The organism is Streptomyces sp. NPDC096205 (assembly GCF_044763135.1).
Classification (GTDB): Bacteria; Actinomycetota; Actinomycetes; order Streptomycetales; family Streptomycetaceae; genus Streptomyces.
Genome location: NZ_JBIWFS010000008.1, coordinates 389226 through 404958 on the forward strand (window position 1 = coordinate 389226; position 15733 = coordinate 404958).

16 protein-coding genes and 1 riboswitch are annotated in these 15733 nt (G+C 71.7%); of the genes, 9 read left to right on the forward strand and 7 right to left on the reverse strand.

What is annotated here, in order from left to right; genetic code table 11:
* Positions 1-5 precede the first annotated feature (5 nt).
* The 3 genes from ACIQ6Y_RS29130 to ACIQ6Y_RS29140 form a co-directional block, all read right to left on the reverse strand.
* The gene (locus ACIQ6Y_RS29130; RefSeq protein ID WP_404043197.1) at positions 6-935 is read right to left on the reverse strand and encodes an LLM class F420-dependent oxidoreductase; all 930 of its coding nucleotides are present in this window, start codon (positions 933-935) and stop codon (positions 6-8) included.
* Positions 936-1025: 90 nt separating this feature from the next.
* The gene (locus tag ACIQ6Y_RS29135) at positions 1026-1712 is read right to left on the reverse strand and encodes a DUF5995 family protein (RefSeq protein ID WP_404043199.1); all 687 of its coding nucleotides are present in this window, start codon (positions 1710-1712) and stop codon (positions 1026-1028) included.
* Between the two features lie 107 nt (positions 1713-1819).
* Positions 1820-3211: a uracil-xanthine permease family protein gene (locus ACIQ6Y_RS29140; RefSeq protein WP_404043201.1), complete on the reverse strand. Its 1392-nt coding sequence runs from the start codon at positions 3209-3211 to the stop codon at positions 1820-1822.
* Between the two features lie 116 nt (positions 3212-3327).
* Between ACIQ6Y_RS29140 and ACIQ6Y_RS29145 the strand changes: the two genes are divergently transcribed.
* Positions 3328-3789 (forward strand): acyl-CoA thioesterase, encoded by a 462-nt coding sequence (locus ACIQ6Y_RS29145; RefSeq protein ID WP_404043203.1) that lies wholly within the window; start codon positions 3328-3330, stop codon positions 3787-3789.
* Here ACIQ6Y_RS29145 and ACIQ6Y_RS29150 read toward each other — a convergent pair.
* A complete protein-coding gene (locus ACIQ6Y_RS29150; protein ID WP_404043205.1) occupies positions 3746-4960 on the reverse strand; it encodes an MFS transporter in 1215 nt (404 codons plus the stop codon). The two genes, ACIQ6Y_RS29145 and ACIQ6Y_RS29150, sit on opposite strands and share 44 nt — an antisense overlap.
* A 108-nt stretch (positions 4961-5068) precedes the next feature.
* Between ACIQ6Y_RS29150 and ACIQ6Y_RS29155 the strand changes: the two genes are divergently transcribed.
* Entirely contained in the window at positions 5069-6250 is a 1182-nt protein-coding gene (locus ACIQ6Y_RS29155; RefSeq protein WP_404043207.1) for an ROK family transcriptional regulator, read from the forward strand.
* Between the two features lie 9 nt (positions 6251-6259).
* Here ACIQ6Y_RS29155 and ACIQ6Y_RS29160 read toward each other — a convergent pair whose 3' ends face one another.
* From ACIQ6Y_RS29160 to ACIQ6Y_RS29170, 3 genes are all read right to left on the reverse strand, one after another.
* Positions 6260-7003, reverse strand: a complete 744-nt coding sequence (locus ACIQ6Y_RS29160; protein WP_404043209.1) for an SDR family oxidoreductase — start codon at positions 7001-7003, stop codon at positions 6260-6262.
* Between the two features lie 103 nt (positions 7004-7106).
* Positions 7107-8000: an RNA polymerase sigma-70 factor gene (locus ACIQ6Y_RS29165; RefSeq protein ID WP_404043211.1), complete on the reverse strand. Its 894-nt coding sequence runs from the start codon at positions 7998-8000 to the stop codon at positions 7107-7109.
* Between the two features lie 101 nt (positions 8001-8101).
* Entirely contained in the window at positions 8102-10453 is a 2352-nt protein-coding gene (locus ACIQ6Y_RS29170; RefSeq protein ID WP_404043213.1) for a chitinase C-terminal domain-containing protein, read from the reverse strand.
* A 185-nt stretch (positions 10454-10638) separates the two neighbouring features.
* Positions 10639-10769, forward strand: a riboswitch (FMN riboswitch).
* Between the two features lie 148 nt (positions 10770-10917).
* Between ACIQ6Y_RS29170 and ACIQ6Y_RS29175 the strand changes: the two genes are divergently transcribed.
* From ACIQ6Y_RS29175 to ACIQ6Y_RS29205, 7 genes are read left to right on the forward strand one after another with little or no spacing between them, the layout of a single operon-like run.
* The gene (locus ACIQ6Y_RS29175; RefSeq protein ID WP_404043215.1) at positions 10918-11523 is read left to right on the forward strand and encodes a riboflavin synthase; all 606 of its coding nucleotides are present in this window, start codon (positions 10918-10920) and stop codon (positions 11521-11523) included.
* Positions 11520-12161 (forward strand): nicotinamide riboside transporter PnuC, encoded by a 642-nt coding sequence (gene pnuC, locus ACIQ6Y_RS29180; protein ID WP_404043217.1) that lies wholly within the window; start codon positions 11520-11522, stop codon positions 12159-12161. The genes ACIQ6Y_RS29175 and pnuC overlap by 4 nt, the downstream gene beginning before the upstream one ends.
* On the forward strand, positions 12158-13450 hold the full coding sequence (locus tag ACIQ6Y_RS29185; RefSeq protein ID WP_404043219.1) for a bifunctional 3,4-dihydroxy-2-butanone-4-phosphate synthase/GTP cyclohydrolase II: 1293 nt from the start codon (positions 12158-12160) through the stop codon (positions 13448-13450). The genes pnuC and ACIQ6Y_RS29185 overlap by 4 nt, the downstream gene beginning before the upstream one ends.
* 25 nt (positions 13451-13475) lie before the next feature.
* Positions 13476-13961 carry a 6,7-dimethyl-8-ribityllumazine synthase gene (gene ribH, locus ACIQ6Y_RS29190; RefSeq protein WP_399648250.1) on the forward strand — a complete coding sequence of 162 codons (486 nt, stop codon included), beginning with the start codon at positions 13476-13478 and terminating at the stop codon, positions 13959-13961.
* A gap of 34 nt (positions 13962-13995) precedes the next feature.
* Positions 13996-14268: a phosphoribosyl-ATP diphosphatase gene (locus ACIQ6Y_RS29195; protein WP_004990764.1), complete on the forward strand. Its 273-nt coding sequence runs from the start codon at positions 13996-13998 to the stop codon at positions 14266-14268.
* Positions 14269-14320: 52 nt separating this feature from the next.
* On the forward strand, positions 14321-15169 hold the full coding sequence (gene hisG / locus ACIQ6Y_RS29200) for an ATP phosphoribosyltransferase (RefSeq protein ID WP_404043221.1): 849 nt from the start codon (positions 14321-14323) through the stop codon (positions 15167-15169).
* A gap of 15 nt (positions 15170-15184) precedes the next feature.
* Positions 15185-15628 carry a PH domain-containing protein gene (locus ACIQ6Y_RS29205; RefSeq protein WP_404043223.1) on the forward strand — a complete coding sequence of 148 codons (444 nt, stop codon included), beginning with the start codon at positions 15185-15187 and terminating at the stop codon, positions 15626-15628.
* Positions 15629-15733: the final 105 nt, after the last annotated feature.

The following is a 15733-nucleotide window of genomic DNA, read 5'->3' on the forward strand; positions in this document are numbered from 1 at the left end:
CGGACTCAGACTCCGGCCGCCCGCGCCTTTTCAAACACCTCGGCGGCCACGGCCTTCAGCTCCTGCGCGTCGCGCACCGAGCCCTGGAGATCGACCAGGATCTCCTCCAGGCCGACCTCGGCATGCGCGGCCAGATCCTCGACGATCTGATCGGCGCTGCCCTGGAAGGGCTGCCGGTCGGCGGCGTCGTAAGGCTTCGGGGCGTAGCGGGCGTTGACCCGCAGCACGCTGCGCAGCGGCTCGGTGCGGCCCCGCTCGGCGGCGAGGTCCTGCAGTTCGCGCCACTGCGCGGCCAGCACCTCGGCGCCCATGGCCACCGGCAGCCAGCCGTCGGCGCGGTCCACCAGCCGGCGGCGCGCCTTCGGGCTGAGGCCCGGCAGCAGGATCGGTATCGGCCGGGCGGGCTTGGGTCCGACCACGGCCGACGCGATCTTCGTGATGTCGCCTTCGTACGACACCGGGTCCGGGCCCCACACCGCGCGGCACACGTCGATCAGCTCGTCCAGCACCCGGCCCCGCTCCTCGAAGGGCCGCACCGAAGCCGCCGCGTACTCCTCGAGCGACCAGCCGGTGCCCAGGCCCGCCACCACCCGGCCACCGCTCGCCGCGTCCAGCGTGGCCAGGGCCTTGGCGAGCTGGAAGGGTATGTGCAGCGGCGCCACCAGCACGCTGGTGCCCAGCCGGGCCCGCTCGGTGGCGGCCGCGGCCAGGGTGAGCGTCGTCAGCGGCTCGGCCACGCCGCGGTAGAAGTCGGGCCAGGGCAGGCCCGGTATGCCGTACAGCCCCTGGGTGGCGGGCTCGGGGAACAGTGCGCGCTCGAAGACCCACAGGCTGGTGTAGCCGATGCGCTCCGCGGTGCGGGCCACGTCGGGCACGTCCCTGCCGAGGTCGAAGTGGCGCATCTGGGGCAGTCCGAGGCCGAGCGGTGTCGCCATGCGTGAGCTCCTCGTGATCGCTGACATGGGATCAACGTCGCATGGTCACAGGGAGTTCCAGCGTCCCGGAGGCGGCTCGCCGAGGCCGGGTCAGTCCGGCAGAGGCGTCAGCAGCATCCGCCCCGCGAAGCCCACGGCCGCGTCCAGTCGCTCGGTGAACTCCCCGGCCAGGTCCGGGAGTCGGCGCAGGGCCCACAGGGCGCGGGCCGCGGCCCAGGTGGCGTCCCGGGCGCGTTCCAGGCTCCAGGAGCCGAGGAGGTGGGTGAGCGGGTCGGCGATCTGGAGGAGGTCGGGGCCCGGCATCAGATCCTCGCGGATGTGCTCCTCCAGCGACACGAGCAGGTCGCCGACCCGGTCGAACTCGTCCTCCAGTTCGCCCGGTTCGCACCCGAGGCTGTGACAGGCGTCCACGACGGCGAGGGCGAGGTCGTGACCGATGTGGGCGTTGATGCCGGCGAGCGCGAACTGCAGCGGACGTACGCCGGGATGGCGGCGGAACTGGAACAGCGGCCGCCAGCACGCGGGCGGGCGGCCGTCGGACGCGGCCGCGTCCACCGCGGACAGGTACCGCTCGGCGAACCGCACGTCCAGTGTGATCGCGGCTCTCGGGTCGGGAAACCGGCCCGCGTCCACCTGCCGGTCCACCGCCTCGGTGACGGCCAGGTAGACACGGTTGAAGACCGCGACCCCGTCCCGTGCGGGAAGGGCCGCGTCCAGCGCGCGCATCCGGGAGACGACCGCGTCGACGGGGGTGGTGAACTGTTCCAACTGCGCCATGGGGGCAGGGTCCCAGTCCCGGGCCGACCGCAGGGGCGGCGGGCCCGACGCTTCCCCAGAACGGGGGAACGCCCCTGCCCCATGGCGCCACAGGAGGAAGGCGCCGCCTACGGCTTGGCGGGCCGCGCGTCCTCGTCGTACGACGACGTGCCCTCGTCCAGAAGCGGCTCCTGCGCCTTCAGGTGCGCCGGGGCGAAGGCGCGCAGGGCGTGGTAGCCGGTGATGACGACGATCGTGCCGAGGGCGATGCCGCTGAGCGAGAAGGTGTCGGTGAACTCCATGGTGACGTTGCCGACGCCGATGATGATGCCCGCGGCGGCCGGGACGAGGTTCAGCGGGTTGCGCAGGTCGACCTTGGCGTTGAGCCAGATCTGGGCGCCGAGCAGGCCGATCATGCCGTAGAGGATGACCGTGATGCCGCCGAGCACACCGCCCGGGATGGCGGCGACGACCGCGCCGAACTTGGGGCAGAGGCCGAAGAGGAGGGCGAAGCCGGCGGCGGCCCAGTAGGCGGCGGTGGAGTAGACGCGGGTCGCGGCCATCACGCCGATGTTCTCGGAGTAGGTGGTGTTGGGCGGGCCGCCCACCGCGGTGGAGAGCATCGAGGCGACGCCGTCGGCGGAGATCGCCGTGCCCAGCTTGTCGTCGAGCTTGTCACCGGTCATCTCGCCGACCGCCTTGACGTGTCCGGCGTTCTCGGCGACCAGCGCGATCACGACAGGCAGCGCGACCAGGATCGCCGACCACTGGAAGCTCGGGCCGTGCAGGTCGGGCAGGCCGATCCAGTCGGCCTGGGAGACGGCGGAGAAGTCCAGGCGCCAGTGGTCGGTGACCTTGCCGCTGCCGTCCGCGGAGTGGATCCGGCCGAAGACCCGGTCGAAGGCCCAGGAGATGCCGTAGCCGAAGACCAGGCCGAGGAAGATCGCGATCCGGGACCAGAAGCCGCGCAGACAGACGACCGCCAGGCCGGTGAACAGCATCACCAGCAGGGCCGTCCACTGGTCCTGCGGCCAGTAGGTGGAGGCGGTGACCGGGGCGAGGTTGAAGCCGATCAGCATCACGACCGCGCCGGTGACGATCGGCGGCATGGCCGCGTGGATGATCCGCGCCCCGAACCGCTGCACCGCGAGACCCACCAGGAACAGCGCCACGCCGACCACGAACACCGCGCCGGTCACGGTCGCGCTGGAGCCGCCCTGGGCGCGGATCACCGCGGCGACGCCCACGAACGACAGCGAGCAGCCGAGGTAGCTGGGCACCCGGCCGCGGGTCGCGAGCAGGAACACGACCGTCGCGACGCCGGACATCATGATCGCGAGGTTGGGGTCCAGTCCCATCAGGATGGGCGCGACGAAAGAGGCCCCGAACATCGCGACCACGTGCTGGGCGCCGAGGCCGGCCGTGCGCGGCCAGGACAGCCGCTCGTCGGGCCGGACCACCGCGCCGGGGGCCGGGGTGCGTCCGTCGCCGTGCAGTTTCCAGCGGACGCCGAGATCCATGGGGTTTCGCTTTCGTCGTACGGGTGGGTGCCGCGGACCATTGTCCCTGCCGGAAGGGCGTGCTGAGCGCCCGCTTAGGATGGGGTCGTTGAACTATTGACCACAGGAGCCCCACCGTGACCGCCGAAGCACTGCCCGCCCCCGCCCTGTCGTACGGTCGGCTCGTCCCCGTCGCCGTCCACTTCGACGACCTGGACGCGCTCGGCCTGCTGCACAACGCCCGCTATCCGCTGATGGTCGAGCGGGCCTGGGCCGCGCTGTGGCAGGACCACGGCTTCCGCTTCGAGGGCGACTGGGCCGCCGCCGGTGACGCCTGCAACGCCGTCAAGGAGCTGCGGATCAGCTACGAGGCTCCGGTGACGCGGCCCGGCGAGTACGCCGTCCACCTGTGGCTGGAGCGACTTGGCAACACCGGCCTGACCTACGGCTTCCGCTTCTGCTCGGCCGACGGCGTCACGACGTACGCCCACGGCAGCCGGGTGCTGGTCCGGCTGGACGCCGACACGCTGCGCCCGGCGCCGTGGAGCGAGGGGTTCAGGACCGCGGGTCGGGCACTGCTGCGTCCGTCGGACGGCTGACCTTCGGCCGGTCCCGGTCGCCCGCCCGCAGGACCCCCGCGAACGCGGCGAGTCCGCAGGCCAGCAGGGTGACCAGGCCGAACGACACCACCAGGCTGGTCGCCTGGGCCAGCCCGCCGATCGCGCTGGGGGCGACCAGGCCCGAGGTGTAGGTGATGGTGGCGACACCCGCGATGGCCTGGCTGGGGTTCGGGCCGCTGCGGCCCGCGGCGGCGAAGCACAGCGGCACGACCACCGCGATGCCGAGGCCCATCAGCGCGAACCCGGCCATCGCCATCGCCGGGTGCTGTGCGGCGACGATGAGCAGTCCGCCGAGCACGGCGAGAACACCGCCTGCGCGGACCGTGCGCACCGAGCCGAAACGGTCCACCACCTTGTCGCCCGCGATCCGGGCCACGGCCATGGTGAGCGTGAAGCCCGTGGTGCACGCCGCCGCCAGACCCGCCGAGGTCTCCAGCTCGTCGCGCAGATAGACCGCCGACCAGTCGAGGCTTGCCCCCTCGGCGAACACCGCGCAGAAACCGACCGCGCCGATCAGCAGCGCCGACTTCGGCGGCAGCGCGAACCGCGGCGGCGGCTCCTCGTCCTCGGCCGGCTGCAGGTCCAGCACCCAGCCGCACGCGCCCACGCCGAGCACGGTCAGGACCGCGGCCGCCAGTACGTGGTGCAGACGGGCGTCGGCACCCAGGTGCGCGGCGAGTGTGCCCGCGGCCGAGCCGATCAGTGCGCCCGCGCTCCACATGCCGTGCAGCCCGGACATGATCGAGCGGCCCAGCCGGTTCTCGACCTCGACACCGAGGGCGTTCATCGCCACGTCCGCCATGCCCGACGTGGCGCCGTAGACGAACAGCGCCGCGCACAGCGTGAGCAGGTTCGGGGAGAGCGCGGGCAGGACCAGGGACAGCGTCCACAGGGCGATCAGGCCGCGCAGCGCGTTGCGGGCGCCGAAGGTGTGGCTGATCCGGCCCGCCAGCGGCATCGCGATCGAGGCACCCAGCGCCGGGAAGGCCAGCGCCAGACCGAGCTGGCCCGCGCTCACCCCGGCATGGTCCTGGATCCAGGGCACCCGGGTCGCGAACGAGCCGGTCACCGCCCCGTGCACGGCGAACACGGCGGCCACGGCGTACCGGGCCCGCCGCACATCGCGCTGCTCGTAGGACACTGCCTCCATTTTCCCGCCCCTCCCGGACCCTGCAGCCCCGCCGTCTCGGCATGCCTTTTCGGTGTGCGCGTAAACTAACAGGAACCCTGCCTGATAGATAGCGGTTAAGATGCGCCCATGCCCGCATCACCGAGCACCGCCCGGGCCATCAACGACCGGCTCGCCCTGCGGCTGCTGCAGCAGGAGGGCCCGCTGACGGCGGCCCAGCTGAAGCAGCTGACCGGACTGTCCCGGCCGACGGTCGCCGACCTCGTCGAGCGGCTGACCGCCGCCGGGCTCATCGCGGTCGTCGGGGAGGCGGGGGAGCAGCGCCGCGGCCCGAACGCCAAGCTCTACGGCATCGTCGCCGAGCGCGCCCGCCTCGCCGCCCTCGACGTGCGCACGGAGGGCGTCTCCGTCGTCGTCTCCGACCTGGTGGGGCGGGTGCTGGCGGAAGCCTCCGCGCCGATCGCGGGCGAGGCGGGGACCGGCCCCGCCGTGGAGCAGGCCGTCGCGCTGGTCGAGCGGGCCGCCAAGGAGGCCGGGGCGCAGGAGCTGCACACCGTCGGCATCGGCGCGCCCGGCCTGATCGACCCCGCGACCGGTGAACTGCGCGACTCCACCGGGCTGCCCGCCTGGCACCGCCGCCTCGTGGCCGCCCTCCAGGAGCGCCTCCCCGCGGCCCGGGTGACCGTCGAGAACGAGACCAATCTCGCCGCCGTGGCCGAGCAGCGCGAGGGCGCCGCCCGCGACCGCGACACCTTCGTCCTGCTCTGGCTGGGCGCCGGCACCGGCGCGGCCGTCGTCCTGGACGGCCGCCTGCGCCGCGGCGCCTCCGGCGGCACGGGCGAGATCGGCTTCCTCCCGGTGCCGGGCACGGACGTGCTCCCCTCGGCCACGGACTGCGAGGGCGGGTTCCATTCCCTGGCCGGGGCTCAGGCGATCGAACGCCTCGCGGGGGAGTACGGGGTGAGGGCGCCGGCCGTGGGCGAGGAACTCCCGGCTGCGGCGGCGGTCCGGGCGGCTGTGGCGGACCCGGCGGCTGCCTCCTTCCTGGACGCCCTCGCCGACCGGCTCGCCATCGGGGTCGCCTCCGTCGTCGCCGTACTGGACCCGGGGTGTGTCGTGCTCGGCGGGGAGGTCGGCCGGGCCGGGGGCGAGGCGCTGGCCCGGCGGGTGGAGGAGCGGATCCGGCGGATGTCCCCGCTGGAGACGGAGGTCAGGGCCGGAGCCCTCGGCGGGAGCGCCGTCCTGCGCGGAGCCCTGCTGACCGCCCGGGACCGCGCGCAGGACGAGCTGTTCGGGCCGGCCCAGCCCTGAGCGCGCGGCTCAGGCGCGGAAGCGTCGCTCCAGGTACTCCTCGAACGTGCCCTTGCCCACCGCCAGGCCCGGCGTGAGGTGGCCGCCCGCTCGGAAGGCGCGGTACGCCGCGCCCCACAGCGGCACCCTCATCAGTGGGCGGCGCCGGCCCGTCGCCGACAGGTAGGCGCGGGCCAGGGAGTCCAGGGAGCGCACCTCGGGGCCGCCCATGTCCGGGACGCGTCCCGCGGGGGCGCCCACGGCCAGCTCGGCGAGGCGGTCCGCGACCTCGGCCACCTCGATCGGCTGGTCGCTCACCCCGGCCGGCAGCAGCATGAACGGAAGCTTGGCGAGCGGCTGGAAGACCTGCACCAGCAGGTCGTGGAACTGGGTGGTGCGCAGGGTCGTCCAGCCGAGGCCCGACTGCTCCACCAGGCGCTCCACCGCCAGCTTGGTCTTGTAGTAGCCGAACGGCACCCGGTCCACCCCGACGATGGAGATGTAGACCAGGTGCCCGACGCCCGCCCGCCGCGCCGCCTCGACGAGGTTCGCCGCCGCCCGCTCGTCCCCGCCGCGCGGCGTGCTCGCGCAGTGCACGACCGTGTCCACGCCTGCCATGGCCGTGTCCAGCGCGCTGCCGCCCTCCCGGAGGTCCACGGCGTACGGCCGGCTGTGCCGGCTGAGCACCCGCACCTCGTGCCCGTCCGCGCGCAGCCGCTCGCAGACCAGCCTGCCGAGCACTCCGGTGCCGCCGGTCACCAGGATCGTGGTCATGCTGTTCAGCCCCTTCGGACGCCGGGCGCTCCCGGGTGGAACGCCCTTCGCCAGCTGAGACCAAGCGGCCCCCACGGAATGTGACAACCGAGGGGGGCGACTTTCAGGGACGCCCGAGCTGGCGCTGCGCGTACTCCAGCTTGTCCGGGTTCAGCACGGTCCGCCCCTCGGTGATCAGCCCGTCGCGCAGCTCGAAGGTGGACACGCCGATGAGCCGGTCGCCGTCCCAGGCGAGCAGCGCGCTGCTGCCGTTGACCTCGGCCAGGGCGAAGCGCACCCCGTCCAGATAGCGATCGGCGACGCCCAGCAGGAAGCGCAGGACCTTGTCGCGGCCCTCGATCGGCCGGCGGGCCGCGGTGACCTTGCCGCCGCCGTCGCTGACCCAGGTGACATCGGCGGCCAGGAGCTTCTCCAGGCCCGCCAGATCGCCCTCGCGGGCGGCGTTGAGGAAGGAGGAGACGAGTTCCTCCCGGCGCCGGGGCTCCGGGTCGAACCGTGGCTCGTCGGCGGCCACCCGCTGGGCCGCGCGGCGGTAGAGCTGGCGGCAGTTGGCCTCGCTGAGATCGAGCACGCCCGCGATCTCCCGGTGCCCGTACCCGAACGCCTCCCGCAGCACGTACACCGCCCGCTCGGTCGGTGTCAGCCGCTCCAGCAGCACCAGCATCGCCAGCGACACGGCGTCGCGCTGCTCGGCGGACTCCAGCGGCCCGAGCGTGCCGTCGGAGGTGACGACCGGCTCGGGCAGCCAGGGACCCGCATAGCTCTCGCGCCGCGCCCGGGCCGAGGTCAGCCGGGTGAGGCAGAGGTTGGTGACGACCTTGGCGAGCCAGGCCCCCAGGTTGTCGATCCCGGCACGGTCCGCCCCGCTGAACCTCAGCCAGGCGTCCTGGACGGCGTCCTCCGCCTCGTCGGCGGAGCCGAGCAGGCGGTAGGCGAGGCCGAACAGCCGGGGGCGGTGCGTCTGGAACTCGTCGGCGAGCGCGGCGGCAGTCGTCATGCTCTCACCCTGCCAGACCCCTGCGCCCGGACGGCGTTGGGGAGACCCGGCGGCGGGCAAGGGCCTTCGTCACCGCCGCCGGGCCCGTCATCGAGGGCGACCTAGCAGGAACCGAGGTCCTGCCACACACCCCACTCGCCGGTGGTGCCGGGCTCCTCGCCCTTCGTCCACCACTTGGCCTTCCACGAGTGCCCCTTGTGGGAGACCTGAGTACCGCCGCCGTACTCCGATGTCGCGCTCCACGCGGGCGCGGTGCAGGCACCGGGCGTCGGAGTCGGGGTCGGCGTCGGGGTCGGGTTCGTCGGGTCGGGGGAGGGGCTGGTGCCCGTGCCCGGCTCCACCACCGTCGTGCCGCGCGCCAGGTTGCCGGCCAGCTGGTACGTCGTACCGGCGACGGTCACCGTCCAGTTCCACGGCGTGGACACCGGCAGGTAGTAGTTGAACGACAGCTCCACCGACGCGCCCGGCGCCAGCGACTGCCAGCTCGGCAGCTTCAGCGAGACCCGGTGGAAGTCGCCCTTCAGCCCGCCCACGTTGGACCCGGTGTGGTCGCTGCTGATCACCTTCGTGCCGAAGCCCGACTGGTCGGAGGCGTTGCCCGGTGCCGCGGTGGAGTAGTCGAACTGGAACTCCGTACCGCCCGGCAGGGTCGTCCTCGTGTTGTTGGTGATCTTCACCTTCGGCGTGATCGGGTAGTTGGAGTCGCCCAGCTTGAAGTCGCCGAACTCCACGCCGATGTCGACGGCCTTCGCGGGCAGCGTCTTGTTGGAGATCTTCGCGCCGTAGGGCGCCGCCGACCTGAACTTGTCGTACATCAGCGAGGTGAGCGTCGAGCCGGGCTCGTACTGGCCCTTCGTCGCGTTCCAGGCGTAGTCGCCCGCCAGCTCCCACACCATCGTGCCGCCGATGCCGCGGTCCACGACGTAGTCGGCCTTCGCGGCCACCGACTGCTCGTCCTCGGTGGACAGGAACACCTTCTTCTCGGCGTTCCACAGCCAGGGCGCGACCAGGGCGGAGTCGTACTTACGGGCGTAGGTGCCGGTCAGCCTGGTGCCGGCCGGGAAGCCGTACTTGGTCAGGTAGTCCCCGGCGACGCCCTTCTCCAGGTTCTTGGCGTGCCACATCGGGTTGGAACCGGCCGGCGACTCCTGGCCGTTGGTGTCCTTGTCGTGCCACAGGTTGTCGATGCCGACCGCGCCGTCACCGCACTTGGTCAGCCCGGACCCGGCCGGACAGGTCGTCGCGGCCGCCTTGCCCCACAGGCCGTCCGTGCCGCCCTGGACGTTCTTGAAGCCGCGTGTGTAGTACGGCAGGCCGATGTTGATGCGGCCGGCCGGCATCGAGCCGCGGAAGTAGTGGTAGGCCCAGTCGGTGTTGAGGTAGCCGATGCCGCCGTACTGCTGGCTGCCGTAGACGCCCGCCGCGGCGAGCTCGGCGTCCTTGCCGTCGTCGAACAGGGAGGCGTTCGGGCCGACGTACTCGTTCCAGGCGCCGTGCAGGTCGTACGACATGATGTTGACGTAGTCCAGGTACTTCTGGACCTGGAAGGTCTCCATGCCGCGCAGCAGATAGCCCGAGGAGGGCGCCGCCACCGAGAGGAGGTAGTGCCTGCCGTCGGCCGCGCCCGCGCGGTCGAGCTTCTCACGCAGGGTCTTCATCAGGGCCGCGTAGCCCTTGACCAGGCCGGCCCGGCGGGCGTTGGAGAGCGACCAGTCGAGCGGGTTGCCCGCGTCCTTCATGGTCGTCGGGTACTCGTAGTCGATGTCGACGCCGTTGAAGCCGTACTTCCTGATGAAGTCGACGGCCGAGGTCGCGAAGGTGTCGATGCCCGCCTGGTTCACCGAGCCGTCGGCGTTGGTGGCCATCGAGTAGAAGCCGCCCGAGTTCACGCGCGAGCCGTCGTCGGCGAAGTAGCCGCCGGTCTCCGCCCAACCGCCGACCGAGATCAGCGTCTTGACGTTCGGGTGCTGCTTCTTGAACTTGTTCAGCAGGTTGAAGTGGCCCTTGTAGGTGTACGCCGGGTCCATCTCGGCGCCCGCCACGCCCGGCCAGGTCATCCCGGTCGCCGCGTTGTTCGCGCCGTCCGCGCCCACGGAGAGCTTGTTGGAGCCGTCGATGTGGGCGAAGGCGTAGTTGAGGTGGGTGACCTTGTCCCACGGGATGTCGGAGGCGAGATAGGCGGGCGTGCCGTCCTTGCCGGTCCGCCAGCCGGTGAAGTAGCCGATGACCCGGCGCTGATGGTCTGCGCCCATCTTCTCGCGCCCGTCGGCGTCGTAGACGGAGCAGTAGGGGACGTCGACGCCGGGCGTCCGGTAAAGGCCGTCGGGGCGACAGGAGTCCTGGTCGGCGGCGTGCGAGACGGTCGCCGGAAGGCCGGCCAGCAGGAGACCGGCGACCGCGCCGGCGGCGGTGAGCAGTGCGGGTCTGGCGCGATTGCGTGCGGGGGACAGCAATTCGGCTCCTCTCCAGGGAAGTTGCGCAGACCCTAGGGAGGACTAGACCAATGCGTCAATAGGTATGGACCAATCTCGGGGCGGTGGCCGGCTGACCGGTTCTCGTCATGTTCATGTGAGCCACTCCACAGGGTTCACCCGCATGGACGAGTACCGTCCGTGGCACACTGGCCCTGTACCAGTAGCAGCGCACTCCGGGGTCGGTGAAAGTCCGAACCGGCGGTTACAGTCCGCGACCCGGTCGCCTCCAGCGGCCGGTTGACCAGGTGAAATTCCTGGACCGACGGTTAAAGTCCGGATGGGAGGCAGTGCGCGGCGGGCGAGCACATCCGTGCGCGCCGCCGTACCGGTTCGCCGTACCCGGCGAGCCCTGTCCGGCGTCGCCCCCGGTGTCCTTGCTCGTCCTTTCTGTCGTCATCGACAGCCCCGGAGTCCGTGCCCGAAGAGGCAGGAGGACCCGGGAAGTGTTCACCGGAATCGTCGAAGAGCTGGGCGAGATCACCGCCGTCGAGACCCTCGACGACGCCTGTCGCTTCCGGCTGCGCGGACCCGTCGTCACCGAGGGCGCGAAGCACGGCGACTCCATCGCCGTGAACGGCGTCTGCCTCACGGTCGTCGACCACGAGGGCGACGAGTTCACCGCCGACGTCATGGCCGAGACCCTCAAGCGCTCCAGCCTGGGCGTCCTCACCGTCGGCTCCCGCGTCAACCTGGAACGCCCCACCGCGGTCGGCGCCCGCCTCGGCGGCCACATCGTGCAGGGCCACGTCGACGGCACCGGCTCCGTCCTGGAGCGGACCCCCTCCGAGCACTGGGAGATCGTGAAGATCTCCCTTCCCGCGGACCTCGCCCGCTACGTCGTGGAGAAGGGCTCCATCACGGTCGACGGCATCAGCCTCACCGTCGTGGAGGCCGGGCCCGACTACTTCACCGTCAGCCTCATCCCGACGACCCTCGCCCTGACCACGCTCGGCATCAAGCAGCCCGGCGACCCGGTCAACCTCGAGGTCGATGTCATCGCCAAGTACGTCGAGCGGCTGCTCACCGCCGGTCAGGGGGAACCGAAGTGAACTGGCTGAACTCCGAGGCGTTCGTCCTGCTCGACCAGCACATCATCTGGTCGGACATGATCGGCAACATCTTCGGCCTGATCGCCCTCACCCTCGGCTGGCGCCGCTCTGTGTGGACCTGGCCCGTGCAGTTCCTCGCCGGCCTCATCCTCTTCGTCGCCTTCTACGGCCATCTCACCGGCAGCGCCGGCAAGCAGGTCGTCGTCATGCTCGTCGCCCTCTACGGCTGGTGGCAGTGGCAGCGCGGCACGGGCCGGGGCGAGGACGGCCAGATCTCCGTGCGCTTCGCCAACTGGCGCGAGCGCGGCGCGATGATCGCCGCGGCCGCCGCGGGCACCGTCGCGGTGGCGCTGCTGTTCAAGGCCTACCCGAGCCTGTCCTGGGACCCCTGGCCCGACGCCTACATCTTCGTCGGCACCATCGTCGCCATGTACGCCCAGGCCAAGGGCATGGTCGAGTTCTGGTTCGCCTGGCTGCTCGTCGACGTCGTCGGCGTCCCCCTGAACTTCGCCAACGGCTACGCCTTCTCCGGCTTCGTCTACGTCATCTACGGCGCACTCGTCCTGTGGGGCATGCGCGACTGGTGGCTGCGCTCCCGCAAGGGTCCGCAGCCCGCCCTGGAAGGAGCGCCCGCATGAGCACGGCACCTGTCCTGTACTCGACCGACGACCTCGACGACTTCGCGCTCGATCCGATCGAGCAGGCCATCGCCGACATCGCCGCCGGCCGCCCGGTCGTCGTGGTCGACGACGAGGACCGCGAGAACGAGGGCGACCTCGTCGTCGCCGCCGAGCATGTGACGCCCGAGATCGTCGCCTTCATGATGAGCGAGTGCCGCGGCCTGATCTGCGCCCCCATGGAGGGCGACGAACTGGACCGGCTCCAGCTCCCGCAGATGGTCGCCGACAACACTGAGCAGATGAAGACGGCGTTCACCGTCTCCGTCGACGCCTCCGGCGCCCACGGCGTGACCACCGGCATCTCCGCCGCCGACCGCGCGACCACGCTCCAGCTCCTGGCGAGCGGCACCGCCCAGGCGGACGACTTCGTGCGCCCCGGCCACATCTTCCCGCTGCGCGCCAAGCCCGGCGGCGTGCTCACCCGCAACGGCCACACCGAGGCAGCCGTCGACCTCGCCCGGCTCGCGGGCCTGCGCCCGGCGGGCGCGATCGTCGAGATCGCCGGCGAGGACGGCCGCATGCTGCGGCTGCCCGAGCTGATCCCCTTCGCCCGCAAGCACGGCCTGACGATCATCTCCATCGAGGACCTGATCGCCTACCGCCGCTCCAGCGAGCCCACCGTCCGTCGCGAGGCCGAGACCCGGCTGCCCACCGCCCACGGCACCTTCACGGCGTACGGCTACCGCTCCACCGTCGACGGCGTCGAGCACGTCGCCCTCGTCCACGGCGAGATCGGCGACGGCGAGAACGTCCTCGTCCGGGTCCACTCCGAATGCCTCACCGGCGACGTCTTCGGCTCCCTGCGCTGCGACTGCGGCCCCCAGCTGGACGCCTCCCTGGAGCGCATCCAGGCCGAGGGCCGGGGCGTGGTGGTCTACCTGCGCGGACACGAGGGCCGCGGCATCGGCCTGCTGTCCAAGCTGCGCGCCTACGAACTCCAGGAGCGCGGCCGCGACACCCTGGACGCCAACCTGGAACTCGGCCTGCCCGCCGACGCCCGCGACTACGGGGCGGGCGCGCAGATGCTGAAGGACCTCGGGGTGCGCAGCGTCCGGCTGCTGACCAACAACCCCGACAAGAGCGACGCGCTCGTCCGCCACGGCGTCGCCGTCGCCGAGCGCGAACCGATGCCCGTCACCGCGGGCGAGCACAACCTCCGCTACCTGCGCACCAAGCGGGACCGGATGGGCCACGACCTGCCCTGGCTGGAGGCGGCTCCCGTCACCACCACCTGCGGCAACCAGTAAGAGACCACCGAGGAGACAAGAGAACGTGAGCGGCAAGGGCGCACCGGAACTGTCCGTACGCAACGTGGGTGACCTGCGGGTCGCCGTCATCGCGGCGCAGTGGCACGAGAAGGTGATGGACGGACTGGTGGACGGCGCGCTGCGCGCCCTGCACGACCTGGGCATCGACGAGCCGACCCTGCTGCGGGTCCCCGGCAGCTGGGAACTCCCGGTCGTCGCCAAGGTGCTCGCCGGACGCGGCTACGACGCGATCGTCGCGCTCGGCGTCGTCATCCGCGGCGGCACCCCTCACTTCGACTACGTGTGCCAGGGCGTCACCCAGGGCCTGACCCAGGTCTCCGTCGACACCGGCGTGCCCGTCGGCATGGGCGTGCTCACCTGTGACACCGAGGAGCAGGCCCTGGACCGGGCGGGCCTGGAGGGCTCGAACGAGGACAAGGGGCACGAGGCGGTCACCGCCGCCGTGGCCACCGCGGCCACCCTGCGTTCAGTATCTGAACCGTGGCGCTGAGCGGGGCCGGGGACCGCGTAGGGTAAGGACCACCATGTCCAAGAAGACGTTCGAGGAGCTCTTCACCGAGCTCCAGCACAAGGCCGCCCACGGCGATCCCGCCACCTCCCGCACCGCGGAACTGGTGGACAAGGGCGTCCATGCCATCGGCAAGAAGGTCGTCGAAGAGGCCGCCGAGGTCTGGATGGCCGCCGAGTACGAGGGCAAGGAGGCAGCCGCCGAGGAGATCTCGCAGCTGCTGTACCACGTCCAGGTGATGATGGTCGCCCGCGGCATCAGCCTCGACGACGTCTACGCCCACCTGTAAGCCCCACCGCACCGACCCCGTCGTAGTACCTCACGCAAAGGAAGCCGACCTCATGCTGCGCATCGCCGTCCCCAACAAGGGTTCCCTCTCCGGCCCTGCGGCGGACATGCTGCATGAGGCCGGCTACCAGCAGCGCCGGGAGTCCAAGGAGCTGCGGATCGTCGACCCGGAGAACGAGGTCGAGTTCTTCTACCTCCGCCCCCGCGACATCGCGATCTACGTCTCCTCCGGCAAGCTCGACATCGGCATCACCGGCCGCGACCTGCTGATCGACTCGGCCGCCGACGCCGAGGAGATCCTGCCGCTGGGCTTCGCCCGCTCCACGTTCCGCTTCGCCGCCAAGCCGGGCACGGCGGACACCCTGGAGGACCTCAAGGGCAAGACGGTCGCCACCTCCTACGAGGGCATCGTCGCCGGCCACCTCGCCGACCACGGCATCGACGCCTCCGTCGTGCACCTCGACGGCGCCGTCGAGACCGCCATCGAGCTCGGTGTCGCCGAGGTCATCGCGGACGTCGTCGAGACGGGTACCTCGTTGCGCAACGCCGGCCTCGAGGTCTTCGGCGAGCCGATCATGAAGTCCGAGGCGCTGGTCGTCCGCCGCACCGGCGCCGACGCCGACGACCCCAAGGTCCAGCAGTTCCTGCGCCGACTTCAGGGAGTCCTCGTCGCCCGGACGTACGTGATGATGGACTACGACATCCGCGCCGAGCACCTCGAAGCGGCCGTCGCCATCACCCCGGGCCTGGAGGGCCCGACCGTCTCCCCGCTGCACAACGAGGGCTGGGTCGCCGTGCGCGCCATGGTCCCCACCAAGGAGGCGCAGCGGATCATGGACGACCTGTACGCCATCGGCGCGCGGGCCATCCTCACCACCGCCATCCACGCCTGCCGTCTCTGAGAGGGCCGCGGCACGATGTCGGACCTTCCCTCCCTGCCCGTCACCTTCCGGCCGAGCCGCACCCGCGCGGTGCTGCTCGGCGCGGCCGCGGCGATCTTCGTGGTCGTCTCGGCGGTCGCGCTGCTGCTGGACCGCCTCGGCCCCGGTGAGCGGCTCAGCTTCGTCTTCACCGCGGCCCTGTTCGCCGGTGGCCTGCTGATGCTGGCCCGGCCGAAGGTCGTCGCCGACGACAGCGGCGTCACCGTCGTCAATTTCGCCAGTACCCGGCGCCTGGAATGGGCCGAGATCGTCCAGGTGAACCTGCGCGTCGGCGACCCGTGGGTGTTCCTCGACCTCACCGACGGCACCAGCCTGCCCGCCATCGGCATCCAGCCCGGCATCGCCAAGGAGCAGGCCATCGCCCATGCCGGCGCCCTGCGCGCCCTGGTCGAGGCCCGCTCAGGGGACCCTCGCACCTGATGGAGCCGTTCCCCCTGACGTAGTCGGCCATGTCTTGATTAATCTGGTGACGGAGGCGTACCGAACGCGCCTCCGCCCCTGGAGTGCCGCACGGCGGCGCACAGG

Coding starts and splice junctions, on each gene's coding strand:
- ACIQ6Y_RS29130 (WP_404043197.1), bottom strand. CDS start 935: ATGGCGACACCGCTCGGCCTCGGACTGCCCCAGATGCGCCACTTCGAC.
- ACIQ6Y_RS29135 (WP_404043199.1), bottom strand. CDS start 1,712: ATGGCGCAGTTGGAACAGTTCACCACCCCCGTCGACGCGGTCGTCTCC.
- ACIQ6Y_RS29140 (WP_404043201.1), bottom strand. CDS start 3,211: ATGGATCTCGGCGTCCGCTGGAAACTGCACGGCGACGGACGCACCCCG.
- ACIQ6Y_RS29150 (WP_404043205.1), bottom strand. CDS start 4,960: ATGGAGGCAGTGTCCTACGAGCAGCGCGATGTGCGGCGGGCCCGGTAC.
- ACIQ6Y_RS29155 (WP_404043207.1), top strand. CDS start 5,069: ATGCCCGCATCACCGAGCACCGCCCGGGCCATCAACGACCGGCTCGCC.
- ACIQ6Y_RS29160 (WP_404043209.1), bottom strand. CDS start 7,003: ATGACCACGATCCTGGTGACCGGCGGCACCGGAGTGCTCGGCAGGCTG.
- ACIQ6Y_RS29165 (WP_404043211.1), bottom strand. CDS start 8,000: ATGACGACTGCCGCCGCGCTCGCCGACGAGTTCCAGACGCACCGCCCC.
- ACIQ6Y_RS29185 (WP_404043219.1), top strand. CDS start 12,158: ATGAGCACGGCACCTGTCCTGTACTCGACCGACGACCTCGACGACTTC.
- ACIQ6Y_RS29195 (WP_004990764.1), top strand. CDS start 13,996: ATGTCCAAGAAGACGTTCGAGGAGCTCTTCACCGAGCTCCAGCACAAG.
- hisG (WP_404043221.1), top strand. CDS start 14,321: ATGCTGCGCATCGCCGTCCCCAACAAGGGTTCCCTCTCCGGCCCTGCG.
- ACIQ6Y_RS29205 (WP_404043223.1), top strand. CDS start 15,185: ATGTCGGACCTTCCCTCCCTGCCCGTCACCTTCCGGCCGAGCCGCACC.